This window comes from Streptomyces sp. RPA4-2 (assembly GCF_012273515.2).
GTDB classification, from domain to species: Bacteria; Actinomycetota; Actinomycetes; order Streptomycetales; family Streptomycetaceae; genus Streptomyces; species Streptomyces kaempferi.
This window is the reverse complement of sequence record NZ_CP050975.2, coordinates 7396050-7421156: the sequence shown is the minus strand read 5'-3', so window position 1 is coordinate 7421156 and position 25107 is coordinate 7396050. Positions and strand designations below refer to the sequence as shown.

The 25107-nt window shown below is 72.2% G+C and carries 23 protein-coding genes, 2 pseudogenes and 1 riboswitch; of the genes and pseudogenes, 8 read left to right on the top strand and 17 right to left on the bottom strand.

The features are described from left to right. On the top strand, positions 1-804 hold the full coding sequence (locus HEP85_RS32405; RefSeq protein WP_168531038.1) for a creatininase family protein: 804 nt from the start codon (positions 1-3) through the stop codon (positions 802-804). A 137-nt stretch (positions 805-941) separates the two neighbouring features. On the opposite strand, the pseudogene HEP85_RS32400 reads toward HEP85_RS32405, so the two are convergent. The 5 genes and pseudogenes from HEP85_RS32400 to HEP85_RS32380 all read right to left on the bottom strand — a co-directional run. Next, positions 942-2180 (bottom strand): annotated as a pseudogene (locus HEP85_RS32400) (lysylphosphatidylglycerol synthase domain-containing protein); the annotation flags it as partial. Positions 2181-2218: 38 nt separating this feature from the next. Continuing rightward, positions 2219-3280, bottom strand: coding sequence for a class I SAM-dependent methyltransferase (locus HEP85_RS32395; RefSeq protein ID WP_329295163.1), 1062 nt, complete (start codon positions 3278-3280; stop codon positions 2219-2221). Between the two features lie 2 nt (positions 3281-3282). Beyond that, complete coding sequence (locus HEP85_RS32390; RefSeq protein ID WP_329291672.1) at positions 3283-4485, bottom strand: glycosyltransferase family 4 protein; 1203 nt, start codon at positions 4483-4485, stop codon at positions 3283-3285. Then, positions 4482-4880 (bottom strand): 6-carboxytetrahydropterin synthase, encoded by a 399-nt coding sequence (locus HEP85_RS32385; RefSeq protein ID WP_168531037.1) that lies wholly within the window; start codon positions 4878-4880, stop codon positions 4482-4484. Before HEP85_RS32385 ends, HEP85_RS32390 begins: the two co-directional genes overlap by 4 nt. 137 nt (positions 4881-5017) lie before the next feature. Then, positions 5018-5998, bottom strand: a complete 981-nt coding sequence (locus HEP85_RS32380; RefSeq protein WP_168531036.1) for a zinc-binding alcohol dehydrogenase — start codon at positions 5996-5998, stop codon at positions 5018-5020. Positions 5999-6104: 106 nt separating this feature from the next. Here HEP85_RS32380 and HEP85_RS32375 point away from each other — a divergent pair, with 106 nt between their 5' ends. Together HEP85_RS32375 and HEP85_RS32370 are read left to right on the top strand one after the other, a co-directional pair. Further along, positions 6105-6869 carry a CDP-alcohol phosphatidyltransferase family protein gene (locus HEP85_RS32375; RefSeq protein ID WP_168531035.1) on the top strand — a complete coding sequence of 255 codons (765 nt, stop codon included), beginning with the start codon at positions 6105-6107 and terminating at the stop codon, positions 6867-6869. Between the two features lie 626 nt (positions 6870-7495). After that, positions 7496-8455, top strand: a pseudogene (locus HEP85_RS32370) (RNA polymerase sigma factor); the annotation flags it as partial. A 112-nt stretch (positions 8456-8567) separates the two neighbouring features. On the opposite strand, the gene HEP85_RS32365 reads toward HEP85_RS32370, so the two are convergent. The 7 genes from HEP85_RS32365 to HEP85_RS32335 all read right to left on the bottom strand — a co-directional run bounded on the left by HEP85_RS32365 (position 8568) and on the right by HEP85_RS32335 (position 15213). Beyond that, complete coding sequence (locus HEP85_RS32365) at positions 8568-9956, bottom strand: NtaA/DmoA family FMN-dependent monooxygenase (protein ID WP_168531033.1); 1389 nt, start codon at positions 9954-9956, stop codon at positions 8568-8570. A 17-nt stretch (positions 9957-9973) separates the two neighbouring features. Further along, the gene (locus HEP85_RS32360) at positions 9974-11221 is read right to left on the bottom strand and encodes an LLM class flavin-dependent oxidoreductase (protein WP_369658145.1); all 1248 of its coding nucleotides are present in this window, start codon (positions 11219-11221) and stop codon (positions 9974-9976) included. Positions 11222-11322: 101 nt separating this feature from the next. Further along, positions 11323-11448, bottom strand: coding sequence for a putative leader peptide (locus tag HEP85_RS32355; RefSeq protein WP_282189867.1), 126 nt, complete (start codon positions 11446-11448; stop codon positions 11323-11325). Positions 11449-11502: 54 nt separating this feature from the next. Beyond that, positions 11503-12258, bottom strand: coding sequence for a GNAT family N-acetyltransferase (locus HEP85_RS32350; RefSeq protein ID WP_369657932.1), 756 nt, complete (start codon positions 12256-12258; stop codon positions 11503-11505). Positions 12259-12298: 40 nt separating this feature from the next. Next, a complete protein-coding gene (locus tag HEP85_RS32345; protein WP_168531031.1) occupies positions 12299-13354 on the bottom strand; it encodes an ABC transporter substrate-binding protein in 1056 nt (351 codons plus the stop codon). A 78-nt stretch (positions 13355-13432) separates the two neighbouring features. Further along, positions 13433-14227 carry an amino acid ABC transporter ATP-binding protein gene (locus HEP85_RS32340; protein ID WP_248002152.1) on the bottom strand — a complete coding sequence of 265 codons (795 nt, stop codon included), beginning with the start codon at positions 14225-14227 and terminating at the stop codon, positions 13433-13435. Further along, positions 14224-15213, bottom strand: a complete 990-nt coding sequence (locus HEP85_RS32335; protein WP_168531030.1) for an amino acid ABC transporter permease — start codon at positions 15211-15213, stop codon at positions 14224-14226. Before HEP85_RS32335 ends, HEP85_RS32340 begins: the two co-directional genes overlap by 4 nt. Positions 15214-15809: 596 nt before the next feature. Then, positions 15810-15956, top strand: a riboswitch (SAM riboswitch). A 36-nt stretch (positions 15957-15992) separates the two neighbouring features. Between HEP85_RS32335 and HEP85_RS32330 the strand changes: the two genes are divergently transcribed. After that, complete coding sequence (locus HEP85_RS32330; protein ID WP_356014130.1) at positions 15993-16067, top strand: putative leader peptide; 75 nt, start codon at positions 15993-15995, stop codon at positions 16065-16067. A 90-nt stretch (positions 16068-16157) separates the two neighbouring features. Next, entirely contained in the window at positions 16158-16937 is a 780-nt protein-coding gene (locus tag HEP85_RS32325) for a glutathione S-transferase C-terminal domain-containing protein (protein WP_168531029.1), read from the top strand. A 219-nt stretch (positions 16938-17156) separates the two neighbouring features. On the opposite strand, the gene HEP85_RS32320 is transcribed toward HEP85_RS32325, so the two are convergent. Next, on the bottom strand, positions 17157-17672 hold the full coding sequence (locus HEP85_RS32320; RefSeq protein WP_168531028.1) for a YceI family protein: 516 nt from the start codon (positions 17670-17672) through the stop codon (positions 17157-17159). A gap of 129 nt (positions 17673-17801) precedes the next feature. Between HEP85_RS32320 and HEP85_RS32315 the strand changes: the two genes are divergently transcribed. Beyond that, positions 17802-18302 (top strand): MarR family winged helix-turn-helix transcriptional regulator, encoded by a 501-nt coding sequence (locus tag HEP85_RS32315; RefSeq protein ID WP_168531027.1) that lies wholly within the window; start codon positions 17802-17804, stop codon positions 18300-18302. A gap of 79 nt (positions 18303-18381) precedes the next feature. On the opposite strand, the gene HEP85_RS32310 is transcribed toward HEP85_RS32315, so the two are convergent. Beyond that, the gene (locus HEP85_RS32310) at positions 18382-19176 is read right to left on the bottom strand and encodes a maleylpyruvate isomerase N-terminal domain-containing protein (protein WP_168531026.1); all 795 of its coding nucleotides are present in this window, start codon (positions 19174-19176) and stop codon (positions 18382-18384) included. Positions 19177-19490: 314 nt separating this feature from the next. Here HEP85_RS32310 and HEP85_RS32305 point away from each other — a divergent pair, with 314 nt between their 5' ends. Then, entirely contained in the window at positions 19491-20780 is a 1290-nt protein-coding gene (locus tag HEP85_RS32305; RefSeq protein WP_168531025.1) for a YhgE/Pip domain-containing protein, read from the top strand. 137 nt (positions 20781-20917) lie between these two features. On the opposite strand, the gene HEP85_RS32300 is transcribed toward HEP85_RS32305, so the two are convergent. Beyond that, positions 20918-21937: an SMP-30/gluconolactonase/LRE family protein gene (locus HEP85_RS32300; protein WP_168531024.1), complete on the bottom strand. Its 1020-nt coding sequence runs from the start codon at positions 21935-21937 to the stop codon at positions 20918-20920. 146 nt (positions 21938-22083) lie between these two features. Beyond that, positions 22084-22977 (bottom strand): helix-turn-helix domain-containing protein, encoded by an 894-nt coding sequence (locus HEP85_RS32295; RefSeq protein WP_168531023.1) that lies wholly within the window; start codon positions 22975-22977, stop codon positions 22084-22086. A gap of 214 nt (positions 22978-23191) precedes the next feature. Here HEP85_RS32295 and HEP85_RS32290 point away from each other — a divergent pair, with 214 nt between their 5' ends. Continuing rightward, positions 23192-24376 (top strand): CaiB/BaiF CoA-transferase family protein, encoded by a 1185-nt coding sequence (locus HEP85_RS32290; protein ID WP_168531022.1) that lies wholly within the window; start codon positions 23192-23194, stop codon positions 24374-24376. Between the two features lie 68 nt (positions 24377-24444). Here HEP85_RS32290 and HEP85_RS32285 read toward each other — a convergent pair whose 3' ends face one another. Continuing rightward, a complete protein-coding gene (locus HEP85_RS32285; RefSeq protein WP_168531021.1) occupies positions 24445-25017 on the bottom strand; it encodes a TetR/AcrR family transcriptional regulator in 573 nt (190 codons plus the stop codon). Between the last annotated feature and the right edge of the window lie 90 nt (positions 25018-25107).

Here is a 25107-nt window from a genome sequence, read left to right as displayed (position 1 = left end):
ATGAGTGGTTCGGGAACGCGCTCGACGGTATCCGGCCTGTTGCCGGCGGACACCACGGAGGATGTGCGCGAGCGGGGGGCCGGTGTCGCCCGTGAGGTCGCGGTACTTCCCGTGGGGAGCTTCGAACAGCACGGGGCGTTCCTTCCGTTGGCGACGGACACGCTGGTCGCCTGTGCCATCGCCCATGAGATCGCCGCCGCCCATCCGGTCCATCTCCTTCCTCCGTTGACGATCTCCTGCTCGCACGAGCACGCCGCGTGGCCCGGGACCGTCAGTATTTCCGCCGTCACGCTCTACGCGGTGGTGCGGGACATAGCCGAATCGCTCCGCCGCTCGGGTGTGGACACCCTGGTACTCGTCAACGGACACGGCGGGAATTACGTGCTGGGCAATGCCGTCCAGGAATCCGCGGGCAGCGGTACGCGTATGGCGCTTTTCCCGGCCGCCGAGGACTGGGAGGCCGCGCTCGAACGGGCCGGTGTGGAGACCTCGTTGCTCACCGATATGCACGCGGGAGAAATCGAGACCTCCATTCTTCTGCACACGCACCCGGAATTGATCCGGCCCGGTTACGAGACCTCCGACTTCGTCGCGGACGACCGGCGTCATCTGCTCACCCTCGGTATGTCCGGCTATACCGAGTCCGGCGTCATCGGCCGCCCTTCGAGGGCCTCCGCCGAGAAGGGCGAGGAGCTCCTGGCGGGGCTGACCGAGGCCTTCGGGGCGTACTTCTCGCTGCTGACGGAGAAGACACCGCCCTCGGCGGGGACGGGTCCCTCGGCGGTCGCTGAATCCCGGCATTGATCCTGCCCTCCTGTGTTCTCCTCCCGCGGGCGTCGCAGCGCCGCGGACCAGCGGACGAACAGGACCACGACACCGGGCAGGGCGGCGGCGAAGCTGAGCACCCCGTAGATCACGGCGACGCTCAGGCCCATGCCGGCGCCCAGTCCGGCGGCGCCGAATGCCCACGCCATGACGCCTTCCCTGGGACCCCAGCCGCCGACGTTGAGCGGCAGGCCCATGGCGAGCAGGGCGAGCAGGGCCAGCGGCAGCAACTCGGCCACGGACGCGGTGGATCCGGCGACCCGGGCGGCGATCAGGAACATGGCCAAGTGTCCGGCCAGCACCACGACCGACGAGATGAGCACACCCGGCCAGTTGCCGCGGGCCAGCAGCGCGCCGCGCGCCTCGGTGAGCGCGGCGCGGACGGCGCCGTACCGGCGGGAAGGGGCGGTCGGCCTGGCCCTGCGGACCACGACCACCGCCACCACCGAGCACACCGAGACGATCGCCAGGACGAGAGCCAGTCGACGGGCGTCCGTGAGGACCGGTGACGGCTGGGTGAGCAGGACCGCGGCCCCTACGGCGACCAGCACCGCCTGTCCGGCGGTCCGTTCGAGGACCACCGCGCGCACACCGCGCCCGATGTCCCCCGTGCTCTGACCGTGCCGTACGGCGCGGTGCACGTCGCCGAGGACACCACCGGGCAGCGCCGCGTTCAGGAACAGCGCGCGGTAGTAGTCGGCGACGGCGCCGGCCAGCGGCAGCCGGATCCGCAGCTCCCGGGCCACCAGGCACCAGCGCCAGGCACTGAACACCGTGGTGAGCAGGCCCAGGCCGACCCCGGCCAGCAGGGTCGTGGCGTCGATCCGCCGCAGCCCGTCCAGGAAGACGCCGGTGCCGAGCCGCCAGAGCAGTACGCCGAGGATGGCGGTGCCGGCGACGGTGCCGAAGTGGGTGCGCAGGCGGCGGGAGTCGAGCAGCGCGCGCAGGGCGCCCGCCGGGCGCCGGCCGTCGGTCGCCGGAGCCGGGTCGCCCTGCTCGGGCGCGCGGTCGGCACCGAGGCCGGCCGCTGCCTGGTCGCCTGCCGCGCCCGCCGGGGACGGCAGCGCGGTGGCGTGGTCGGCGGGCGGACGCGGGGTGGCGTCGGCGGTTCGCGGGCGCGCGATCGTTTCGGCGGCGAGCGGGTGCGCCGGGGCGTCGACGGCGCGTAGCGGCGCGGTGTCCGCCGTGGGGGTCGGGACGGCGACGGCGGTGGAGACCGCCCCGCCCGCCTCGGCCTCGGTGCGTATCGTGTCCGTCGTCCCCTGGGCCCCGGGCGTATCCGTGCCGGGGCGCCGCTGGGCCGGGGCGGCTTCGCCCCGGATGCGCAGGGCGATGCGCCTGCCGAGGGCGGGCACCGGGCCGGCGTCCACGCCGACCGCTTCCACGCCCGCGCTCACTTCGCACCGCCCGTCGACCGCGGCAGCGCCAGGACGTCGCTGTGGTGCACGACCACACTCAACTCGCCCGCCGCGCAGGCCTCCAGACGGGACCGCAGGTACGATTCCGCACGCTCCGCCAGGTCGGGCCGCTGCTCGACGGCCGCACCGACCCAGCCGCGCAGCCATTCCTCGGTGAGCGCGGCCTCGTCGGGCCCGAGCCGCCAGGGACTCGGGTGCACCCGGACGGTCGCGCCGTGCCGGTCGAAGGCCTCGCAGGCCGCCGTGATCGCGTCCGGGCCGAGCAGGTCCCCGCGCCGCTGGTGGGCGTTGAACGCCTCGGCGAACTCCGCGTCCAGCGGGTCGCCGGGCACGAACTCGACGCGTCCCGCGACGGAGAGTGTCAGCAGGGCCGGGACCCCGGCGTCCGCGCAGGCCCCCGCGAGGCGGTCGATCTCCTCGCGGGTGAGCACGTCCAGCAGGGCGGACGCCGTCACCAGCGAGGCTCCGGTCAGGGCGTCGGCGGTCAGCCGGCTGATGTCGCCGCGCTGGGTGGTGACCGTGACCCGGCTGCCGTCGGCGGCCGCGCTGGGCGAGCCCACCGTCGCGAAGTGCAGCAGATACGGGTCCCGGTCGTGCAGGACCCAGTGCTGGGCGCCGTCGAGACGCGGGGCGAGCCAGCGGCCCATGGAGCCGGTGCCGCAGCCGAGGTCGTGAATCACCAGGTCGCCGCCGCGCCGGGGCAGGTTGGCCAGCCGGATGCGCAGCGGGTCGAGCAGGTCGGCCGCCCGTGCGGCGGCGTCGGCGCCCTCCCGCAACTGGAGCCACTGAGGGGCGTAACGGGGCATGTCGTCGTCGGGCGTGTCCGCGCGCCGCCCCGGAGCGTCCGAACCGCTCGTGGTGGGGCCGGCCCCGGGAACGACCCGCTTTTCGTCCTGGCCCGCCACGCCGGTCCCGGCCCGCTGCACACCGTCCCCCGCCGCGCCGGTGCCGGACGGTGTCACATCCTGGCCCGCCGTGCCGGTCCCGGCCGCACGCGGCGCCCCCTGCCCGGGAGCGTCCGACCCGGTCGCCGTCATACTCATGCCGCCCTCCGGGGTTCCTGCGGAAGCCGTGCCAGTACGCCCGCCAGGCTGCGGGCCGTGGCGGCCCAGCCGTCCAGCGCGGCGCGCCGGCCGCGGGCGGCCGCCTTCAGCCGGCGGCGCACATCGGCCTCGCCGAACCAGCCGCGCAGTTCCACGGCCAGGGCGGCCGGGTTCTCCGGGGGGACGAGGATGCCGGGCACCCCGCCGTCGGGCGCGCGCCCGACCGCTTCGGGCAGGCCGCCGACATCCGTCGCCAGCACGGGAATGCCCCGGGCGAGCGCCTCGGTGACGGCCATGCCGTACGTCTCGGCGTACGAGGTGAGGACCATGAGGTCGGCCGCGGCGTAGCTGGCGTCGAGTTCCGCTCCCGCCTGCGGTCCGGCGAGGTGCAGCCGGTCGCCGAGGCCGTACTTCTCGATCAGGCCGCGCAGTTGGGCGACGTACGCCGGGTCCTGGGTGAGTCCGCCGACGCAGACGCAGCTCCAGGGCAGGTCGGTGACGGTGGCGAGGGCCTCGATCAGCCGGTGCTGGCCCTTGCGCGGGGTGACCGCCGCGACGCACAGCAGCCGCGAGACGCCGTCGGTGCCGGAGGCGAGCGGCGCGATGTCGGCGCCGGGGGCGGCGACATGCACGCGGTCGGGGGCGAGTCCGTGGTGGGCGACGAGCCGGCGGACCGCCCAGTCGCTGGTGGCGACGACGGCGGACACGGCCCGCAGGGTCGTGCGTTCCCGCGCGTCCAGGTCCGCGGCCACGGCCGGTGCGAGGCCGGTCTCGTCGCCGAGCGGCAGGTGCACCAGGACGACGAGGCGCAGCCGTTCGGCCTCGGGGACGATGATCTCGGGGACGCCGCACGCGACGATGCCGTCGAGGAGGACGATCGTGTCGTCCGCCAGTTCGGCCAGGGTGCGGGCGAGTTCCGTACGGGCCGCGGTCGCGGGCCGCGGCCAGTCTCCCGGGACGGCGTGCCGGTGGACCTGCCAGCCGAAGCCGGGAAGGTCCAGGCACAGCCGCCGGTCGTAGGCGTTGCCGCCGCTGGGCGCGGACGCGTCGTCGACGCCGCCCGGCATCACGAAGTGCACAGAGCGCAGGGACATGGGGATGATCGCCGCATTCTTGAGAGCGGTGTGCTGGACGGGCACGTAGTTCAGGGCCGACTGGTCGCTGTCCGCGGCCGGCCGGCCGATGGTCGTGTCGGTCACAGGACACGCTCGTAACTCGCCCACGCGATGTGTGATTCGTGCAGGGTGACCGTGATGCCGGAGAGGCCGTGGGCGCCTTCGCCCAGCGCCCCGGCGTGCACACGCTCGGCGAGGCGGTCGGCGACGACCTTGGCCAGGAACTCCGTCGAGGTGTTCGTGTTCTTGAAGTCCGGCTCGTTGTCGAGGTTGCGGTAGTTCAACGCGCTGACGACGGCGCCGAGTTCCTGGGTGGCCAGACCGATGTCGACGACGATGTTGTCCTCGTCGAGTTCGGCGCGGCGAAACGTGGCGTCCACCAGGAACGTCGCTCCGTGCAGGCGCTGCGCGGGGCCGAAGACCTCGCCACGGAAGCTGTGGGCGATCATCAGGTGATCGCGGACGGTGATGCTGAACAACGGACGACCCTCCAGGTGCGGCACGTCTGATCCCCTGCCGGGACCATGCCGTGTAGTACGGCTGCCCCGTTCTCCTTGTTCAGTCGCCTGTTCCCCTTTCTTCGCAGTCTTCGGAGGTCAGACCGGTCGCCCGATGCTCAAACTCCGTCGTAGACGACGCGATGACACAACCCGGGTATCGATCCGGAGGCGAGTTTCGCCATCACACCGGGCAGTTCCGCGAAGTCGCACTCCCCGGTGACGAGAGCGTCGAAGGCGGGCTCGGCGAGCAGTTCGAGGGCGAGCGCGAGGCGGTCGGCGTACGTCCGGCCGGGCCGGGCCGCCGGTGAAACGGAACCCACCTGGCTGCTGCGTACGACCAGGCGCCGCGAGTGGAAGGCCTCCCCCAGCGGCAAGCTGACCCGCCGGTCGCCGTACCAGCTCATCTCGAGGACGGTCCCCTCGCGGGCGAGGAGTTCCAGCGCCCGGCCGAGTCCGGCCTCGGTGGCGCTGGCGTGCACGACGAGGTCGCACTCACCGGCGGCTTCCGCGGGCAGTGCGAAGTCGACGCCCAGGGACCGGGCGATGCCGGCGCGCGCGGGATCGGCGTCGACGAGCTGCACCCGTACGCCCGGGAAGCGGGCCAGGAGGGCGGCGACGGAGCAGCCGACCATGCCGCCGCCGACCACCGCGATCCGGTCGCCGACCAGCGGAGCGGCGTCCCACAGGGCGTTCACCGCGGTCTCCACCGTCCCGGCGAGGACGGCACGGGCCGCGGGCACTGCGTCCGGTACGACCGTCACGGCGCTTGCCGGGACGACGTAGCGGGTCTGGTGCGGATACAGGCAGAACACGGTCCTGCCCAGCAGGCCCGCCGGGCCTTCCTCCACTTGGCCGACACTCAGATAGCCGTATTTCACCGGTGCGGGGAAATCCCCGTCCTGGAACGGTGCACGCATCGAAGCATGCTGACTTTTCGGCACACCGCCACGGAACACGAGGGACTCGGTGCCCCGGCTGACTCCGGAGTAGAGCGTGCGCACCAGCACCTCACCCTCCGCGGGGGCCGACAGGGCCACCTCGCGTATCTCGCCGTGGCCGGGAGAGTCCAGCCAGAAGGCGCGAGCTGTGAGTTCCATGAGCGTCCCCCTGAACGATTGAGCAGATCTTCACGTACGGAGCGGTGACAAGCCGCGCACAGTACGCGGCGTTGATCGACTCTGTCATATGGCCGGAGGATGTGCGGTGGCCCTGAACAACACGTACGACGCTAGGCTCCTGGCCCAGGAGACCACGGTGGGAGCGGGTGTGCAGCTCCTGGTGCTGGCTCTGCTGGGGACGGCGATCGGGATGGGGCCCGCGGGCTGGCTGACCGGCCTGGCCTTCGCGATCGCCACCTGGGCGGTGCTGACCCGAGCCCTGCGCCGCGCACGGCCCCGCTCCTTCGGACCGGCCAATCGAGTGACTCTCGGCCGCGCGATCCTGGTCGGCGGCGTCACCGCGCTGGTCGCGGACTCCTTCCAGAGCTCGCCGCCGGTCTCCCTGCTCGTCGGCCTCACGGCGGTCGCCCTGATCCTCGACGGGGTCGACGGCAAGGTCGCCCGTCGCACCGGCACCTCGACCGCCCTCGGCGCCCGTTTCGACATGGAGGTCGACGCCTTCCTGATCCTCGTGCTCAGCGTGTACGTCTCGATGTCGCTCGGACCCTGGGTGCTGCTGATCGGCACCATGAGGTACGTGTTCGTGGCGGCTGCCCGGGTCCTTCCCTGGCTGAACGCGGCGCTGCCGCACAGCATGGCCCGCAAGACCGTGGCGGCCCTTCAGGGGATCGTGCTGCTCGTCGCCGGCGCCGGGATCCTGCCCCGGGAGGCGGACACGGGCGCCGTACTGCTGGCGCTCGTGCTGCTGGTCTGGTCGTTCGGCCGCGACATCGTGTGGCTGTGCCGCCACCGCCACCACCACGGGCAGGAGCAGCCGCGGAGTGTCCGCGAGCTCGCCGAGGTGGGCTGACGCGGAAGGACCGGGACGGCCGAGGGGCCGTCCCCGCGCAACCGGTACGGCGGTGAGCCGTCGTACCTGACCCGGCGCGAGGCGGACGATCAGGCCCGCGCGGGCGAACGCACCGGAGGCCGGCCCCCACTTGTGGGCCCGTGGCCGCGAACCGGCCGCATCCGGACCCGCCCTCTCCCCGTACGGACGCGCGCTCACCGTGCGGGACACCGCCGGACGCGATCCGCCCGGCGCCTCGCACCGTGCCGGGTCTGTCACGGAGCGCAGTACAACCGCGAGGCCCTGGACGTACACTTCAAGGGCAAGTCCCTCGCCGACGTCCTGTCCACGACCTTCGGGGTATGCCCGGACTCTTCGCACGGACTCTTCACGGAGCGCGCGATCGTCCTCCGACACCTCAGGACGCCCCATCACGTCGGACCGGGGTACGGGAAAACCGGTCGGCCCGCCACGACGCTCCCTGTCCTCGACGAGCCGGCCATGGTCTGCACCACGACGACGTACGCCACCCAGCCGCAGTCCCGCGCCGGGCAGTTCCTCCGACCGCTTCCGGACAGGAGTTGAGGGCCATGGAGACGGACTCCCAGGCGTGGGACCAGGAGCCGCCCCGGCCCGTCGCGCACACGGAGGAGGACGACGACGCCCCCGGGCCCCGGCTCTCCTCCACCGGTGCCTCGGTCGATCAGGTACGTGACTACCTCAAGCAGATCGCCCGGGTCCCCCTGCTCGGCGCCGCGCAGGAAGTGGATCTGGCGAAGCGGATCGAGGCGGGCCTGTTCGCCGAACGCAGGCTCCTGGAGGAGCCTGGTATCGACCCGGAGTTCCGGTGGGAGCTGGAGATCCTGGCCGCGGACGGACACCGGGCGAAGTCCCATCTCGTCGAGGCGAACCTGCGCCTCGTCGTCTCCATCGCCAAGCGTTACAGCAGGCGCGGGATGCTGTTCCTCGACCTGGTGCAGGAGGGCAACACAGGTCTCATCCGCGCGGTGGAGAAGTTCGACTACGCCAGAGGGTTCAAGTTCTCGACCTATGCGACCTGGTGGATCCGGCAGGCGATCTCACGGGCTCTGGCGGACCAGAGCCGGACCATCCGCATTCCCGTCCACATGGTGGAGGTCATCAACAGAATGGCCAAGGTCCGCCGGGAGATCATCCAGGACACGGGAGCCGATCCGACCCAGGAGGAACTGGCGAGGAGGCTGGACGTACCGGTGGAGAAGATCACCGAGATCGAGAACTACACCAAGGAGCCGGTCTCCCTCCACACCCCCCTCGGTGAGGAGGGCGGCACCGAACTGGGTGACGTGCTGGAGGACAGCGAGACCATCTCCCCGGCGGACATGGTCACCTTCCTCCTCCTCAAGGACGCCATCCAGGCCGTCCTCGCGAACATGACCGCGCGCGAGGCCGGGATCATCACGCTGCGTTACGGCCTCATGGACGGGCAGGCCCGGACGCTGGAGGAGATAGGGCAGGTGTACGGGGTGACACGCGAGCGCATCCGCCAGATCGAGTCCAAGACGATGTCCAAACTGCGCCACCCCTCACGCTCCGAGGCTCTCCGGGACTACCTCGACGTCAGCTGACCCCCGCACAGACCTCTTGGCCGACCCGGTCGTTCGCCGGCTTCCGCACCCCGGCCACGGGGTGCGGGGTGCGGGTGCGGGGTGTGCACGATCCGCGCGATGGCCGGGAACTTCACGACGCCACCCGGTCGGCCACCTCCTCGGCGTCCGGGTGGGCGAGGCCCAGGTGGTCGCGAAGGGTGGCGCCCTCGTACTCCGTACGGAAGACGCCGCGCTCCTGGAGCAGCGGGACCACGCTGTCGGCGAAGGTGTCGAGGCCGCCGGGGGTGATGTGCGGGACGAGGATGAAGCCGTCGGAGGCGTCGGCCTGGACGAAGTCGTTGATCGTCTCGGCGACGGTGGCCGGGGAGCCCACGAACGCCTGCCGGTTGCCGGTCTCGATGACCAGGTCCCGGATCGACCACTTGTTGGCGGCGGCCCGCTCCCTCCACTCCCGGGCGGTGGCCAGCGGGTCCCGGTACATCCGGACCTGGGCGCGGCCACGGGCGACGGTGTGCTCGCCGAGGTCGGGGTCGATGTCGGGGAGCGGTCCGTCCGGGTCGTACGCGGACAGGTCACGGTTCCAGACGAACTCCAGGTGTTTGATCGCCGTCGCGCCGCTGACCTGCCGGCGGCGCACCTCGCGGGAGAGTTCCTCCGCCTCGGCGTCCGTGTCCCCGAGAACGAAGGTCGCGGCGGGCAGGATCAGCAACTGGTCGCGCGTACGGCCGTAGCGGGCCAGCCGGCGCTTGACGTCCGTGTAGAAGGCCTGGCCCTCCTTGAGGGTGGCGTACCGGCTGAAGATCGCGTCGGCGTCCGCGGCGGCGAACTCGCGGCCCTCCTCGGAGTCCCCGGCCTGGAAGACGACAGGGCGGCCCTGTGGGCTGCGCGGGACGTTGAACTGCCCCTGGATGTCGAAGTGCCGGCCCTGGTGCACGAAGGCTCCGGCCCTGGCGTCGCGCAGGAAGGTTCCGGTCTCCTGGTCGGCGACGATCTCGTCTCCGTGCCAGGAGTCGAAGAGTTCGTTCGCGGTGGTCAGGAACTCCTTGGCCCGGGAGTAGCGCTCCTCCTGCGGGAGGAACCCGCCGCGGCGGAAGTTCTCGCCGGTGAAGGCGTCCCAGGAGGTGACGACGTTCCAGGCGGCGCGTCCGCCGGAGAGGTGGTCGAGGCTGGCGAACTGGCGGGCGACCTCGTAGGGCTCGTTGAAGGTGGAGTTGATGGTGCCCGTCAGACCCAGGTGTTCGGTGACGGCGGCGAGTGCGGTCAGGACCGTGAAGGTGTCGGGGCGCCCGACGACGTCCAAGTCGTAGATCTGTCCGCCCTGTTCACGCAGGCGCAGGCCTTCGGCGAGGAAGAGGAAGTCGAACTTGGCGCGCTCGGCGGTCCGCGCGAAGTGGGCGAACGAGCTGAACTCGATGTGGCTGCCGGCCGCCGGGTCGCTCCAGACGGTGGTGTTGTTGACGCCGGGGAAGTGCGCCGCGAGATGGATCTGCTTGAGGGGCTTGTCCTGTGACGTGCTCATGAGTGGGTCCCTCCGGCTCAGGCGGTGGCGGCGTAGCGGTTGGCGGGGCGGGAGAGGCCGAGCAGCCCGCGCAGGGTGTCGGCCTCGTACGACCGCCGGAAGGCGCCGCGGCGCTGGAGTTCCGGGACCAGGCCCCTGGTGATCGCCGGCAGGTCGTGGCCGGCGACGGCCGGGCGCAGCCGGAAGCCGGACAGCCCGGCCGAGTGCAACTCCTGTAGCAGGTCGGCGAGTTGTGCGGGGGTGCCGGTGAAGATCCGGGCGTCACTGGTGTACGGGTGCCCGGCGAGGGTGTCGAGGCGTTCACGGCGGGCCACCGCGGCGGCGGGATCGTCGTCCAGGAACACCACCAGGTCGCCGAAGAGATGCAGGGGTTCGCCGGAACGCCCGGCCGCGTCCTGTTCGGCACGGACCGCGGCGACGATCGTGCGCGCCTGTCCGGTGTCGTGAGGAGTGACGTATCCGATGTCGGCGGAGCGGCCGAGCAGACGGAAGGGCGCGCCGGTCACCGACTCGTGGGCGAGGGCGCTGACCAGGGGCTGGCCCTGCGGCGGGCGGGGGGTGATCGAGGGCCCCTTGACGCTGAAGTGCCGGCCCTCGAAGTCGACGTAGTGCAGCTTGTCGCGGTCGACGAAGCGGCCGGTGGCGACGTCCCGGATCTCCGCGTCGTCCTCCCAGCTGTCCCAGAGCCTGCGCACCGCTTCGACGTGGTCGGCGGCCTCGTCGAAGAGGTCGACGACCACCTCCCGCAGGGCGGGGCTGTCCAGGTCCTCGAGGCGGAACGGGGGCAACTCACGGCGGCCGAAGTGCGCGGCCTCGTTCTGACGCGGCGACACCTGCACCCGTACGCCCGCGCGGCCGGTGCTCACATAGTCGAGGGTGGCGATCGCCTTGGAGATATGGAACGGCTCCGTGTGGGTGGTCACCACGGTCGGAACCAGTCCTATGTGGCTGGTGAGGGGGGCGACGCGGGCGGCGATCAGGACGGCGTCCAGCCGTCCGCGTACCTGGTCCGTGCGGCCGTCGGGACCGGTGACCTGCGAGGACTGGAGGCCGAGCGCGTCCTCGATGGTCACGAGGTCGAGCAGGCCGCGCTCGGCCTCGGTGATCAGATCCGTCCAGTACGCGGCGGTGAGCAGATCACGGGGGCGGGACACCGGCTCGCGCCAGGCGGCCGGATGCCAGCCGGCGCCGTCGAGCGCGACGGCGAGGTGCAGGGCGTCGGAAGAAGAGGGAGAAGAGGGGGCTGAAGCGGAGGTGCCGGGCAGCGGGGAGGGGGATGACGAGGACACGAAAGGGGTGCCTTCCTGATCGACCGTACGAGGGCTCCTGCCCTCCGTGCGGAGGGCGGCGGCAGCGGGGTGACAGGTCAGGGACGACAGAGCGCGCCGGCCACGCGCTGGAGATCGATGTGCGGCCGGGAGTACAGATGGACACGGCGGCGTGGGGTGAGCACCATGACGCGGGGTGCGGACAGGACCGGCACGTCCGTCACCTCCGCCCTTCCGTCGCGGCGGGCCCGGGGGCGCGCCGGCTTCGTGGTGTCCTCTCAACCACAACGGACCGCCGGCGCCGTCTGTTCCGGCTCGGCGCCCGGAGTTCGGACCAGGAGGAAGTCCGTGCGGCGGCGCGGGGTGAAGCCGATCGACTCGTAGAGCCGGATCGCGCCGGTGTTCGTGGCGGCGGCGTGGAGGAACGGGGTGTCCCCGCGCTTCCTGATGCCGGCCGCGACCGCTCGGACCAGCCGGGTGGCCAGGCCCTTGCCCCGGTGGTCGGGGGCGGTGCAGACCGCGCTGATCTCCGTCCAGCCGGGCGGGCGCAGGCGTTCCCCGGCCATGGCGATCAGGCGGCCGCGGTGGCGGATACCGAGGTAGGTGCCGAGCGCGATGGTGCGCGGGAGGAAGGGGCCGGGTTCGGTCAGGGCGATCAGGTCCAGGATCTCCGGCACGTCGTCGGGCCCGAGGCGCACCGCGTCGGGTGCGGGTTCGGCGCGCAGCCCTGTGTCGACCAGTTGCACCCCTTGGCCGCTGCGGACGGTCCGCCAGCCGTCGGGGGCGGACCCGGCGCCCGTCACGGGGGTGACGGTTCCCGGGCCGACGAGCGTCGCCAGGTCCGTCCAGGCGCGCGGGTCGGCGGGGTCGGCGAGGGCGGTGAACGGGGAGACGTCGACGGGGTAGCGGGCTGCGCGTCCGAGGCGCTCGGCGAAGGGGGCGTGCGGGCCGGTCAGCGCGGCCCACGCGGCGTTGTCGAGGAGGTGCGGTGCGACCGGGCCCCGGGACGGGGCCGGCCGGGCGGGGGATGCCATGAGGGTGTCGTATCTCCGTGGCGGTGCGGGGAACGGCGGGTCAGGAGTTGTCGAGCGGCAGCCCCGGCGGGTTGACCCGGGAGGTGTCGACGGCCTCGTTGGAGAGGTTCCACGCGGCGAGCCACTTGGCGTACTGACCGTTCTTGATCAGGTGGTTGATGGCGTCGGCGACCGGCGCGGCCAGCCCGCTGTCCTTCTTCGCGGTGGCGGCGATCAGACCCTGGAGCGTCGCGCCCGCCCCGGAGAACGTGCCCGCGTTGCGCGTCGGTTCGGGAGACTTCGCCGTCTGGGTGATGTGGTACGCGATACCGGGGTTGGGCCCGAAGGAAGCGTCGATCTTCCCGCTGGACAGCGCGAGGGCCGTGGCGTTGTTGTCCTGGTAGTACTTGACGTTGAGCTTCTCGCCCTCCTTCGCCAGCTTCGCCTTCCACTCCAGCAGGATCTTCTCCTGGTTGGTCCCGGCGCTCACCGCGACGGTCCGGCCGGCCAGGTTCCGGTAGTCGCCGCCGAAGTTCCAGCTGCTCTTCTTGCGCACCTCGAAGGCGAGGTTGTCCTGCCGGTAGGAGGCGAACTCGTACTTCTTCTTGCGTTCCTCGGTGTCGGTGACGTTCGAGAAGGCGATGTCGACCCTGCCGCTGTCGATGCCGACGAAAAGGTTCTCCCAGGTCGAGTTCTTGACCTCCGGCTTCAGGCCGAGGACCGCGGCGACCAGCCGGCCGAGGTCGGGTTCGGCGCCGGTGAGGGTCTTCTGGTCCTGCCCCACGTACGCCAGCGGCGGGAACCCGGCGGGCAGCGCGCCCACTCCGATGACCAGCTTGCCGCTCCTGGCCACCGACTTGGGCAGTTCGGCGCTGATGGACTTGACCTCGGGCACCTTGAGATCGGCCTGCTGTGCGGCGCCGTTGGACAGCGCGCCCAGGGTGACGGTGCCGGGGGCCGCGTCGCCGGTCGTGGTGGCGGCGTCGCTCTCGCCCCCGCACGCGGCGAGCCCGGTGGCGAGGGTGGCGACCGCGGTGGACACGGCCAGGCCACGGAGGAGTCCGGTGCGGAGGGTGCGACTACGGGGAGTGGTACGGGCATCGGTACGGGTGCGCATGGTCGTCCTTGTCAGGTGTGCGGTGAGGGCGTCGTGCGGATGGGCGGGTGAGCGGGTGAGCGGTGTCCGGGGGCGGGATCAGAGCACCTTGCTCAGGAAGTCCCTGGTCCGCTCGTGTGCCGGGTGGTCCAGCACCTGGGCGGGCGGCCCCTGTTCGACGATCCGGCCGGCGTCCATGAAGACCACCCGGTCGGCGACCTCGCGGGCGAAGCCGATCTCGTGGGTGACGATGAGGAGGGTGGTGCCGCTGGTGGCCAGGTCCTTGATGACGGCGAGGACCTCACCGACCAGTTCGGGGTCGAGGGCGGAGGTGGGTTCGTCGAAGAGGATGACTCCGGGCCGCAGCGCGAGAGCGCGGGCGATGGCCACTCTCTGCTGCTGGCCGCCCGACAGCTGCCGGGGAAAGGCGGCGGTTCTGTCGGCGAGCCCGACCCGGCCCAGCAGGGTGCGCGCCAGTTCCCGCGCTTCGGGCTTGCTCAGCCGCCCGGTGGCGACGGGCGCGGCCGCCACGTTGTCGAGCACCGTCAGGTGCGGGAACAGGTTGAAGTTCTGGAAGACGAAGCCGATCCGGCTGCGCTGGGCGAGGATGGCCCGCTCGCTCAGTTCCTTGAGCCGCCCGCCGTGCCGTCGTACGCCGATCGGCTCGCCGTTCAGGCTGACATGGCCGATCTCGGGCTTCTCCAGGTGGTTGATCACCCTGAGGAGCGTGGACTTGCCGGAGCCGGACGGTCCGAGGACGACGGTGACCTCACCGGGCCGGACGGTCAACTCCACGCCGTCCAGGACACGTTGAGTCCCGTACCACTTGTGCACGTCATGGACCTCGACCGCCGCGGGCCGGACGTCGGGCTGCTCCGTCACCTCGGCGGTCACAGGGCCGCCTCCTTCCGGGCACGGTCCCGCAGGTCGCGCAGACCGGTGCGGAGTCTCTGCAGCGGGGTGGGCGGCAGGGTGCGCAGCGCGCCCCGCGAGTAGTACCGCTCGACGTAGAACTGGACGACCGACACGACGCTCGTGAGGATCAGGTACCAGACGGTGGCGACCAGCAGCAGCGGCACGATGTCGCCGGGGTAGGTGCTGCCCATGCTCTGCACCGAGCCGAACAGGTCGAGCAGGGAGACGTAGAAGACCAGCGAGGTGCCCTTGATCAGGCCGATCAACTGGTTGACGTAGTTGGGGGTGATGGAGCGCAGGGCCTGCGGGAACACGATCCTCGTGAACTGGTAGCCCTTCGGCAGACCCAGCGCGGAGGCCGCCTCGTGCTGGCCCTGGTCGACGGAGAGGATGCCGCCGCGTACCACTTCGGCCGCGTACGCCGCTTCGTTGAGGCTCAGTCCGACGACCGCGACGACCATGTCCGTGGCGAGCCGGGACTCGTCGAACGTGAGGAAGGCGGGGCCGAACGGCACGCCGAGGCTCAGCGTCCGGTAGAGCGCGGAGAAGTTGTAGAGGAAGAGCAGGACGACGATCAGCGGCACCGACCGGAACAACCAGATGTAGACCCAGCTCACGGCACGCAGCACCGGACTCCGGGAGAGCCGTGCGAGCGCGAGCAGGATGCCGCCCAGCAGTCCCGACACGGCGCTGTAGAGGGTCACTTCGAGGGTGATGAGCAGGCCGTCGAGGATCGTGGGACGCAGGAACCAGTACTGGAACCTGTCCCACTGGAAGAACGGGTTGGTGGCCAGGCCGTGGACGACCTGGGCGACCAGGACCAGCACGACCGCCGAGACGATCCAGCGGCCCGGCCGGCGCAGCGGCAGCACCCGCTGCGCGGCGTACGGCCTCGGTTCGGCCACGGGAGCGGGAGGTGGTTCCGCCGTGCCCAACGGCACGGCGGAGCCGAGGGATTCACTCATGGAGGGCTCCAGGCGGCTCGGACTCCCCCGGCACGGCCCGTACGACGAGACGACGGGCACGCGCAGGGGGGAACGAACCCGATGCGGGGACGAGAAGGGGGGCCACCGGAAGCCCGCCGGTTCGGCGGCGGCACACGGTGGTTCGGAGATCACCGACCCCGAGATCGGACACCGAGGATCAAGGACCGGGGGTACAGGGACCGGGAATTCGGCGACCGGGGTTCAGCAACCGGCGGTCAGCGAGGGGGGTACGTCAGCCCTGACAGAGACAGCGGGCGCCGGGAGAGGGACAACACCGTGCCGTACGGGCGCTGCCGCCGTCGGCGAGGTGCCGCGCGGGGCGACGGTTCATGAGCACGCGGTCGCGGCCGTGGGACCGCGAGGCGGTCTTCCCCTGGGCTGCGTACATCGCGGTCACCGTCACCGTTCCGGCCCGTGGGCCCTCGTGCCGACCGGAGTTGTTCCGGTCCGATGCGGCGTAAGTTAGGCACGGCCCCGAACGGATGTCAACGCTCGGCAGCCCGGATGACCACGTGGTGAGACCGCGCGGGCGCCTTCTTGACGAGCCCACGGAGCGGACCGAGACTGACGGGGACGGTCACGATTGTCAGCGCCCTTCGCACGGTTCCTTCCGTGCGGAGCGGTTGATCGGCCCCGGCCCGCTGACAGGCAACCCTTCCACCGCGACGGGGTGCCCCGGGTGACGACCGGGTCCCGCCGGAGCGGCGGGGCAAGCGTGGTCTCGCCTCTCGCGAGCCCCGGACACGGGAGCGACGGGAATGACCGGAAAGGGCACGAACGGTCTGACCAGGCGCCTGCACATCGATCTGCTGCGGGTCTCCAGCGCCTACTAGTCCACGGTCCGGACGGTACGTCAGCGCAGTCACTCCGTTCCGCCGCTGCCGCCCTCCGGGTGGCGGGGCTTCGCCGTCCCCTGGAGAGTCATGCCCGAGACAGTCTCGCTCAGTCCGACCGCCGCCACCTCCCACCACTGCGCCTCGGCCTCGCCTGCCGCGGGAGCGCTTGTCGCCGCGGCCCCTCGGGGTGCGGCCCCCTCGCGTGGACACCGCATCCGCAGTCGCATCGGTGTCGGTCCGGCAGGCGGCTTCTATCCCGCGCCGCACCGGTATCAGCTGTACCTCTCCGAGGGCTGTCCGCGCTCGCTGCGCATCTCGATCACCCTCGGCCTGCTGGGGCTGCGCGACTCGGTCACCAGCACGCTCCTGACGGGGCCCTCCGGGACGCCGGACGCCTGCGCCGCGCTGCGGGCCGCGTACGAGGCCACCTGGCACCACTACGACGGTCCGCTCACCGCGCCGGCGCTGTGCGACCGCTGGAGCGGACGCGTCGTCAGCAATCACACCCCCGACATCCTGCGCGACCTCGGCGAACTCCCAGGCTGCCGCGACGGCAACGGACTCCCGCGGCTGCACCCGCCGTTCCTCGCCGCGGACATCGACACCTTCCGCGTCTTCCTGGACCGGAACCTCACTCCGGCCGCCGGGTCGACGGCGCGGTCCGCCGCGCTCGACTCGCTCGATCGCCAACTCGCGTCGAACCAGCATGCGTTGGGCGACGAGTTGACGGCCGCCGACGTCGACCTGTGGGTGGCCCTCACCAGCCTCGGCACGGAGGACGTCCTCTCCCCGTACGGCCGTCTGCGGGACTACGTCCGCCGGCTAGGCGCCCGTCCGGCCTTCCACGAAGCCGTGCGCCGGGTCTGACGGGCCGTCGGGACGTCTCCCCGGACGACCGGGCCGCGCCCACGGCAAGGCCGCGGCGGACAGCCCCCGGCCACTCGGGGGTTGTCCGCCGTTTCGTCCTCGGCCCGCCGGCCAGGACGCGGCCGCGGGAACCGTGTGACATCGGCCGCCGTGTCCGACGGACCATGGAGCAGGGTCACCACCTGCCGCCGCGCCGACGGCGGGCGGTGATCCGTCGGCTCAGCCCTTGACGCGGGTGAAGACGAGTGTGCCGACGACGGTGGTCAGGCCGCGGAGCATGCCCAGCTGGTTCCAGCCCATGTCGAACTGGTCGCGGTCCACGGTGAACTCCGCGGCGAGGGTGACGTCTTCGGCGCTCGCCGCGGTGACCCGGGCGACGAGGGGCTGCGGCCGGGTGATGCCGCGCACGGTCAGCTGCCCGGTGACCTCGACGGTGTCGTTCTGGGCGACGACCGCGTTGTCCACCGCGAAGGTGATCGTGGGGTGCCGCTCCACGTCGAAGAGGTCGGCCGAGCGGAGGTGCTTGTCACGCTTGCCGTTCTTGGTGTCGAGAGACGCCACGTCCAGGGTGACGGTGCCGCGGGCGGTCCCGTCGGCCTGCACCTCGCCCTCCCCGGTGACAGCGGCGAAGTCGCCCTTCACCGTGACCAGACCCCACATCGTCTTGTGCCGGATGACGACGCTGGTGCGGGCGGGGTCGAGCTGCCACAGGCCGGTTTCGACGGCGACGGTCATGAGAGTTCTCCAGACGCTTAACGGTTACAGGTGAGGCACGGGCCGTGGGACAACCAGCAGTCATCCAAATTTGGACGATCACAGGCTAGCCCGTTCTTCAAATTTGGACAACCGGTAGACTGTGACACCATGGCCGACTTTCTCGCCCCCGCTGACCTGCCCGAACACGAGTCGGGCAGCGAAGACGGCCTGCTGCCGACCGAGCTGCGGTCCTGGATGCGGCTGCTGGCGGCGGCCGGGGCGATCGAGCAGCAGTTGCGCGCTCGCGTCAAGGACGCCCTCGGTGTCTCGCACGACGAGTTCCTGGTGCTGTGCCTGCTGGCCGACCAGCCCGGATCCAGCCTCCGCATGACACAGATCGCCGAGCTGCTGGGCCGCCCCAAGACACGGCTGACCTATCAGGTGGCCTGTCTGCAGCACGCGGGACTGATCACGCGGCGCTCGGCGTGCGGGGACAAGAGGGGTATCGAGGTGGCGCTCACGGAGAAGGCGCGCACACTGCTGCGCGAGTCCTCGCGCCCGCTGGCCGACGCCGTCTCACAGGCCATCGCCCGAACGGCCTGCGCGCAGCGGTACGAGCAGCTGCACGACTTGTTGCCGCCCGCCGAGGCCCCCGGCCACGGGTCGTGAGGCGGGGCGGCCGGGGAAGACCGTGAGCGGGACGGCCCCGAAGGCCGGCTGAGGAACCGCCCCGCGACGACCTCGCGGGTCAGAAGCCGGGGAAGACGCGTCGCAGATCGTCCAGTGTGAGGGCGTCTCCCTTCAGGTTCACCCCGGCCGGGGTGTGGGCGGGGGCGTGGCGGCCGGTGACGAGCCGCAGCCACCACTCGGCCGGGGCGCTCAGCACGGCGTCGGGCTCGGCGGGCTCGTCGACGAGCGCGACCGAGTCACCCAGGTCGAGCCCGAACGCACGCACCGGAGACACCGTCCGTACCGCGATACGGGCGTGGCGACCGCCCAGGGCGTCGGCCTTGCCGAGGAACCCTATGAGCAGACCGGCCTGGGCCAGGAGCGGCTCGGTCGCCACCGGCAGCAACGCCGCCGTCGGGTCGAAGGCCACCTCGACGTCCCAGGTGTGGTGGGCGAACTCGCTGAGCCGAAGGCCCGCCAGCGTCGCGACGTCCACGGGTGCCGGCAGGAAGCCGAGCTCCACGCGGAGTTCCTCCCGGACCCGGGTGTCCAGCGCCTCGTAACCGCGCACGAGTCGCTCGTTGGCGTCCACGAAGCCCTCGGCGCGCTCGGCCGGGGACATCGCGTCCCAGCGGGCCCACACCGACTTGTTGAAGTCGCCGTCGCGCGGTCCGGTGCCGTTCAGCGCGCCCTCCAGCGAGGCGCGGCCGATCTCCGCGCCGCTGCCCAGGTGGCTGAGGACCTGGGAGACGTCCCACTCCGACGCGCCCGAGCGCCGGGTGAGGTCGGCGGTGGCGAGCCCGTGCACCACGGAGGTCAGGTAGTCGTGTCCGCCGCGCAGCGCGGCGATGGTCTGGTCGGCACGGTCGCTCATGTCTCGGCTCCGGGGAAGGGTGGGATGGTGCGGGAACCGTACCCAGGACGGTCGCCGTCGAAGACGGTGGGGGTAACGGCGTCGTCGATCCCTCCCGTGGGGCTCGTCCCCGCGCCGGCCGGCCGAGCGGCCGCACGCTCACGTGACCGGCGACCACGGCCGGGGTACGCGCCCTCCCCTCACAGCTTCCGCGCGCCCCCGTCCCGCACCCGGCGAGTCGCTGAACACGGGGCCGCCGCACCCCGCATCCTGGCCCGACGGGCGCCTCCCACCCGGCCCCGTCCCTCCCGCGCCGCCCCGACCTACGGAGGACCATGGCCGCCGACAGCGCGTCCGCTCCCGACCACGCCCCTGTCCCGGCCCGTGCCACCGCACTCCTGCGGCGCCCCAGGCTGTGGCTGCTGCCGACCGTGCTGAGCGGGCTGCTCGCGCTGCTGCTGGCCCTCCTCTACATGGGCGGCATCGTCGATCCGGACGGGGCCCTGCGCGACCTGCCCATCGGCATCGTCGACACCGACCAGGGCGGACCACTGCCCGGGCAGACGACGAACCTGGGGGCCCAGCTCACCCGCGCGGTCGCCGCCGACACCTCCGGCAAGGCCGACTGGCAACGGCTCACCCGCGCCCAGCTCCAGGACAGGCTCACCTCCGGCAAGATCTTCGGCGCCCTCGTCGTCCCCGCCGACTTCACGGCCTCCGTCTCCGCGCTGACCACCTCGAACGCGACGGCCCGGCCGACGCTGACGGTGCTCACCAACCCGGGTCTGGGCAGCCTCGGCTCCTCACTGGCCGGCCGGATCGCCCAGCAGACCGCCCGACAGGCCTCGCTGACCATCGGCAAGCAGCTCACGGCCTCCCCCGCCGCCGCGGGGGCCGACTCCACGGCCCGTCTGCTGCTGGCCGACCCGGTGACGGTCACCACCCAGGTCGGCCACCCCATCGGTGAGCGCAGCGGCCTGGGCCTGACCGCCTTCTACTACACGCTGCTGCTGGTCCTGGCCGGGTTCCTGGGGGCGAACGTCATCAACAACGGCGTGGACACCGCGCTCGGTTACGCCGACAACGAGATCGGTCCCTGGCACACCCGCCGCCCCACCGTGCCCGTCAGCCGTACCCAGACGCTGCTGCTGAAGATGGGCATGACCGCCGGTATCTCCGTCCTGACCACCACGCTGGTGATGGTCGCCACCCTCGCGATCCTCGGCATGGACGCCTCCCACCTGCCGCTGCTGTGGATCTACTCCTACTGCGCGAGCGTCGCGGTCGGCCTGGGCGTCCAGGCCATCAACGCGGCCTTCGGCGGGATCGGCCAGCTCGTGTCCATGTTCGTGTTCATCGTGCTCGGACTGCCCTCCTCCGGATCGACCGTCCCCCTGGAGGCCGTCCCGGGCTTCTACCGCTTCCTGAGCGTCTTCGAACCGATGCGCCAGCTCGGCGGCGGCGTCCGCGCCATCCTCTTCTTCGACGCGCGCGCCGACGCCGGTCTCGCCCGCGCCTGGCTGATGATCGCGATCGGCACGGCCGTCGCCCTGCTCTTCGGGCTGGCGATGACCCGCTACTACGACCGCAGGGGCCTGCACCGTCTGACCCCGCAGCCGGCCTGAGCGGGCTCGGGGAAGACCAGGATCAGGGCCGGCCAGGGCCACGAGCGCCGCGTACATGTGCGCCCGTCGCCGAGGGGCGGCGGCCCCCAGGTGACGGCGCCGGGGCCGGGACGACCGGACCCGGCGCCCCGCCCTTGTTACCGGTGGCCGCCGGCCGGGTCCCCCGTGCCCGCCACTCGGCCGGGTACGGGGGCGAGCAGGAGGTTGGGGTCGGTGGCCGTCGTGTACGCGGCGCTCAGGACGTAGAGGGTGCCGCGGCGCAGCGCGACCGAGGTCGGGTTCTGCAGTCCGTCCGCGGCGGTGAGGACGGTCGAGGAGGTGCCGTCGGGCCGGATGCGTACGACCGTGCCGGGGCCGTCGAGCGCCGCCAGGATCTCGTCGCCGCGGCCGGTGAAGGCGAAGTCGTCGATACCGGTCAGACCCGTCGCCGTGGTGCGGACCGGTCCGGGCCGGCCCCCGGGCCCGAACGGGATGCGCAGGACGGTGCCGCGGTCGAGGTTGGTCGCCCACAGCGCACCGCGGTGGATCTTCAGGCCGTTGACCCCGAGGAAGCCGGTCGCGGCGAGTTCGGGCGCGGCGGACCAGGTGGTGGGGTCACCGCCCGCGGTGGGCACGGTGAGAATCTCTCCCCGTACGGAGTCGGCGATGTAGAGCCGGTGGTGGTGCTCGTCCAGTGCCAGTCCGTTGGGCAGGCCGTCCGCGGGGAGCGCCGTGACGCGGTGCGGGGTGCCGCCCGGACGCAGCCGCCACACGCCGGTCAGATCCGGGGTGCCGCTCGCGTAGAGGAAGTACAGCGTGCCGTCGTGGGCCCGGACGATGCCCGTGGTCAGGGCGAAGCCGAGGGCCGGGGTGTGGACGCCGCCGTCGGCCGGTGCCGGCAGGGTGGCCAGGACGCGGGTCCTGCCGGTCGGGCCGACGGCGGCCACCTGACGGGCGGCCGCGAAGGTGACGTCGGCCGTGCCGTCGGGCTCCAGCGCGATGTTCTCCGGCATCTGCCCCCGTGCCAGGTCGAAGTGCGCGGCGATACGGGGTGCCGCGACCGGCGCCGTCCCGGCCGGCCCCGTCGCGGCCGCGGCCGAGATCTGGGTGAGGGCCGTGACCGCGGTCGTCGCGGCGAGGGTGACGGCACTGGCCAGTACGGCGAGTTTGTTTCTCATGTCCTTCTGATTCCTTCACAACGGATTTCGGGCGCACGGCATCGCGTGCGCGCTACGGGTGGACAAATGGAAGGTGGATGTGTCCGGACTGCCGGGCGCCGGGAACTGCGGACGTCCGGTTTTCCGGAAGGGAGGGACGGCGCGATCTACGCCTGGGCGTGCCCCGGGGACCGGACCGGGCGCGTGCCCTGCCGGTCGGCCCCGGCGCTGTGCACGAGGAGCGTCATGGCGGCCCGTGACGGCGAGTCCGCCTCGGTGGTCGCGACGACGACGGTCAGTCCGTCCTCGGCGTGCAGCGTCTGCTGGACGACGTCCATGGCGCCCACCAGCGGATGCCGCATCCCGTATCCGACGGCCGCACCGGACTTGACCCGGTGGTCCGCCCACATCGAGGCGAACTCCGGGCTGCCGAGCGTCAGTTCACCGACGAGGGAGGCGAGCGCCGGGTCGTCGGGAAACCGCCCGGACGTCAGCCGCAGGGCGCCCACCACGGCTCTGGCCTTGGCCGGCCAGTCCACGTAGAGATCACGGGTGTGGGCGTCCAGGAACACCAGGCGCGCCATGTTCGGCCGCTCCCCCGGCCGGTCCGGTCCCGCCGGATCGAGGTGACCGGCGTACAGCGCGTGACCGGCGCGGTTCCAGGCCAGGACGTCGCTGCGCCGCCCCAGTACCACCACGGGTACGTCGTCCAACGCGGCCGTCAGCTGCGCGAGCGCCGGTGACAGCCGTTCCGGCACGGGCCGGCGTGTGCGGGTCCGGCGCCGCGCGCCCGCGGCCAGTTCGAGCAGGTGCCGGCGTTCGGCCTCGCCCAGCCGCAGCGCCTGGGCGATCGCCTCCAGGACCTCCGGGGAGGCGTTGGACTGTCCCTGCTCCAGCCGCGCGTAGTACGACTGGCTGACCCCCGCCAGCCGGGCCAGTTCCTCGCGCCGCAGCCCGGGTACACGGCGTTGGTCGCCGTACGTCACCAGGTCGACGTCCTCGGGCCGCACCTGGGAGCGGCGGGCCTGCAGGAACTCACCGAGCTGTCGTTTTCCGTCCATGCCCCGAGTATTGGACTCCCGGCACCGGTGGACCACACCCTGTCCGGGATACCCGGGCGGGCCGCGGCGGGGGCCCCGAGGCGTGTCCGCCGCGTCGGCGTCGGCGTGCGGTCGTCGCGTCCCGGTGTCTGCGCGAGCACCGTGCGCGTGCCCGGGATGGCAGCATGACCCGCGTCGCCGCGTTCTCCCTGCCCGCTCCCTGGAGGTCCGTCCGATGACCGAGCTTCCGCTCGCCGGCATCACCGTCGTCAGTGTCGAGCAGGCGGTGGCGGCGCCCTTCGCGACCCGTCAACTGGCCGACCTCGGCGCTCGGGTGATCAAGGTGGAACGCCCGGGAGAGGGCGACTTCGCCCGCCGTTACGACACCACCGTGCACGGTGAGTCCAGTTACTTCGTCTGGCTCAACCGTTCCAAGGAGTCACTGACCCTGGATCTGAAGTCGGCCCGGGGACGCGACGTCCTGGAGCAACTGCTCGCCGGAGCGGACGTGTTCGTACAGAACCTCGCGCCCGGAGCGGCCGCCCGGCTCGGCCTCGACGCCGCGTCGCTGCGGGAGCGGCATCCGTCGTTGATCCCGTGCACCATCACCGGTTACGGCTCCGCGGGGCCATGGGCGGACCGCAAGGCGTACGACCTGCTCGTGCAGTGCCAGACGGGCCTGGTCTCCCTGACGGGGAACGAACACGGCGCCGCCCGCGCCGGGGTGTCGGTCGCCGACATCGCCGCGGGCATGTACGCCTACTCGGGCGTCCTCACGGCCCTGTTCACCCGCGCCACCCGGGGCGTCGCCCGCGCGGTGGAGGTCTCCCTCTTCGAGGCGCTGGCCGAGTGGATGAGCCAGCCCGCGCTCTACACGGCCCACGGCGGCACCCAGCCGCCACGCATCGGCACCCGGCACGCCACCATCGCCCCCTACGGCGCGTTCGGGGCGGCCGACGGCAAGGACGTGCTCCTCTCCATCCAGAACGAGCGTGAGTGGGCCGCGCTGTGCGAGCGGTTCCTGGAACGCCCGGACCTCGTCGACGACCCGCGTTTCGCCACCGGTCCGGACCGGGTGGCCCACCGCGACGCGATCGACGCGATCGTGGCCGAGCGGTTCCGCGCGCTGGACAGCCGGGAGGTGAGCGAGCTGCTGGACGCGGCGGGCATCGCCAACGCAGGCGTCAACACCGTCGAGGAGTTCCTCGCCCACCCGGTTCTCCGGGAACGCGGCCGCTGGCGGGACGTACAGGTGCCCGGAGCCGTGGTGCCCGCGCTCCTGCCGCCCGTGGACCTCGACGGCGTCGATCCCCGTATGGACGCCGTGCCCGCCCTCGGCGAGCACACCGAAAGGATCCTTGCCGCGCTGGGGCGCAGCGCGGCCGACATCGCCGCCCTGCGGGCCGACGGCGTCGTCTGAACGGCGGGACACCGGGGGACGTCCGCCCGGCCGACAGTTCCGTCGCCGCGGGCGTCCCGTCGTCGTGGTCAGCCGACGCCCGCCGCGTCCAGCAGCAGTGTCACGGTCGTCGTGGCCAGGCCGTCGTCCAGGGTCTCGATACGGGACCCGGCGCGGGCGCTCGCGCCGTCGAAGACCAGCATCAACTGCCGGGCGAGGAACGCCGCATCACGCGCGCCCCCCAGCTCGGCCTCGGCGCGGAACATCTCCTGGAGGCGGCTCTTGGCGGTTCCGGCGACCACGCTCGCCGGGTGCTCGGGGTCCTTGAGCTCGACCAGCGCGGCCAGGAAGGGGCAGCCGCGGTACTCGGGACGCGTGGACAGGTACTCCATCCGCTCGAAGACGCGCAGGATCCGCTCCCGGGGCGTCCCGTCGGCCGCCGAGGCGGGCGAGAGCTGCTCCTCGTGGAGGGGGATCCGGCGTTCGAGACTCGCCGCCAGGACCTCGTCCTTGCCGGCGAAGAGCTGGTACATCGACCGCTTCGAGACACCGGCCGTCCTGCAGAGCGCCTCGATGCCCACGGAGACGCCCTCGCTGTAGAAGAGGTCGGCCGCGGCGTCCAGCAGCCGGTCCCTCGTGGACGCCTTGTCTGTAGTGGCCATACGGGAAGGTTACCGCGCGGGAACACAGCGGGGAAACCGATCGGTCTACCGCGGGTGAGTGGGCGTCGTCACATGCGCCGGGGCACACGT

Excerpts from the sequence above, each read along its gene's own strand:
- HEP85_RS32405 (WP_168531038.1), top strand. The coding sequence starts at position 1 with ATGAGTGGTTCGGGAACGCGCTCGACGGTATCCGGCCTGTTGCCGGCG.
- HEP85_RS32395 (WP_329295163.1), bottom strand. The coding sequence starts at position 3,280 with ATGACGGCGACCGGGTCGGACGCTCCCGGGCAGGGGGCGCCGCGTGCG.
- HEP85_RS32380 (WP_168531036.1), bottom strand. The coding sequence starts at position 5,998 with ATGGAACTCACAGCTCGCGCCTTCTGGCTGGACTCTCCCGGCCACGGC.
- HEP85_RS32365 (WP_168531033.1), bottom strand. The coding sequence starts at position 9,956 with ATGAGCACGTCACAGGACAAGCCCCTCAAGCAGATCCATCTCGCGGCG.
- HEP85_RS32350 (WP_369657932.1), bottom strand. The coding sequence starts at position 12,258 with ATGGCATCCCCCGCCCGGCCGGCCCCGTCCCGGGGCCCGGTCGCACCG.
- HEP85_RS32345 (WP_168531031.1), bottom strand. The coding sequence starts at position 13,354 with ATGCGCACCCGTACCGATGCCCGTACCACTCCCCGTAGTCGCACCCTC.
- HEP85_RS32335 (WP_168531030.1), bottom strand. The coding sequence starts at position 15,213 with ATGAGTGAATCCCTCGGCTCCGCCGTGCCGTTGGGCACGGCGGAACCA.
- HEP85_RS32325 (WP_168531029.1), top strand. The coding sequence starts at position 16,158 with ATGCCCGAGACAGTCTCGCTCAGTCCGACCGCCGCCACCTCCCACCAC.
- HEP85_RS32320 (WP_168531028.1), bottom strand. The coding sequence starts at position 17,672 with ATGACCGTCGCCGTCGAAACCGGCCTGTGGCAGCTCGACCCCGCCCGC.
- HEP85_RS32315 (WP_168531027.1), top strand. The coding sequence starts at position 17,802 with ATGGCCGACTTTCTCGCCCCCGCTGACCTGCCCGAACACGAGTCGGGC.
- HEP85_RS32310 (WP_168531026.1), bottom strand. The coding sequence starts at position 19,176 with ATGAGCGACCGTGCCGACCAGACCATCGCCGCGCTGCGCGGCGGACAC.
- HEP85_RS32305 (WP_168531025.1), top strand. The coding sequence starts at position 19,491 with ATGGCCGCCGACAGCGCGTCCGCTCCCGACCACGCCCCTGTCCCGGCC.
- HEP85_RS32300 (WP_168531024.1), bottom strand. The coding sequence starts at position 21,937 with ATGAGAAACAAACTCGCCGTACTGGCCAGTGCCGTCACCCTCGCCGCG.
- HEP85_RS32295 (WP_168531023.1), bottom strand. The coding sequence starts at position 22,977 with ATGGACGGAAAACGACAGCTCGGTGAGTTCCTGCAGGCCCGCCGCTCC.
- HEP85_RS32290 (WP_168531022.1), top strand. The coding sequence starts at position 23,192 with ATGACCGAGCTTCCGCTCGCCGGCATCACCGTCGTCAGTGTCGAGCAG.
- HEP85_RS32285 (WP_168531021.1), bottom strand. The coding sequence starts at position 25,017 with ATGGCCACTACAGACAAGGCGTCCACGAGGGACCGGCTGCTGGACGCC.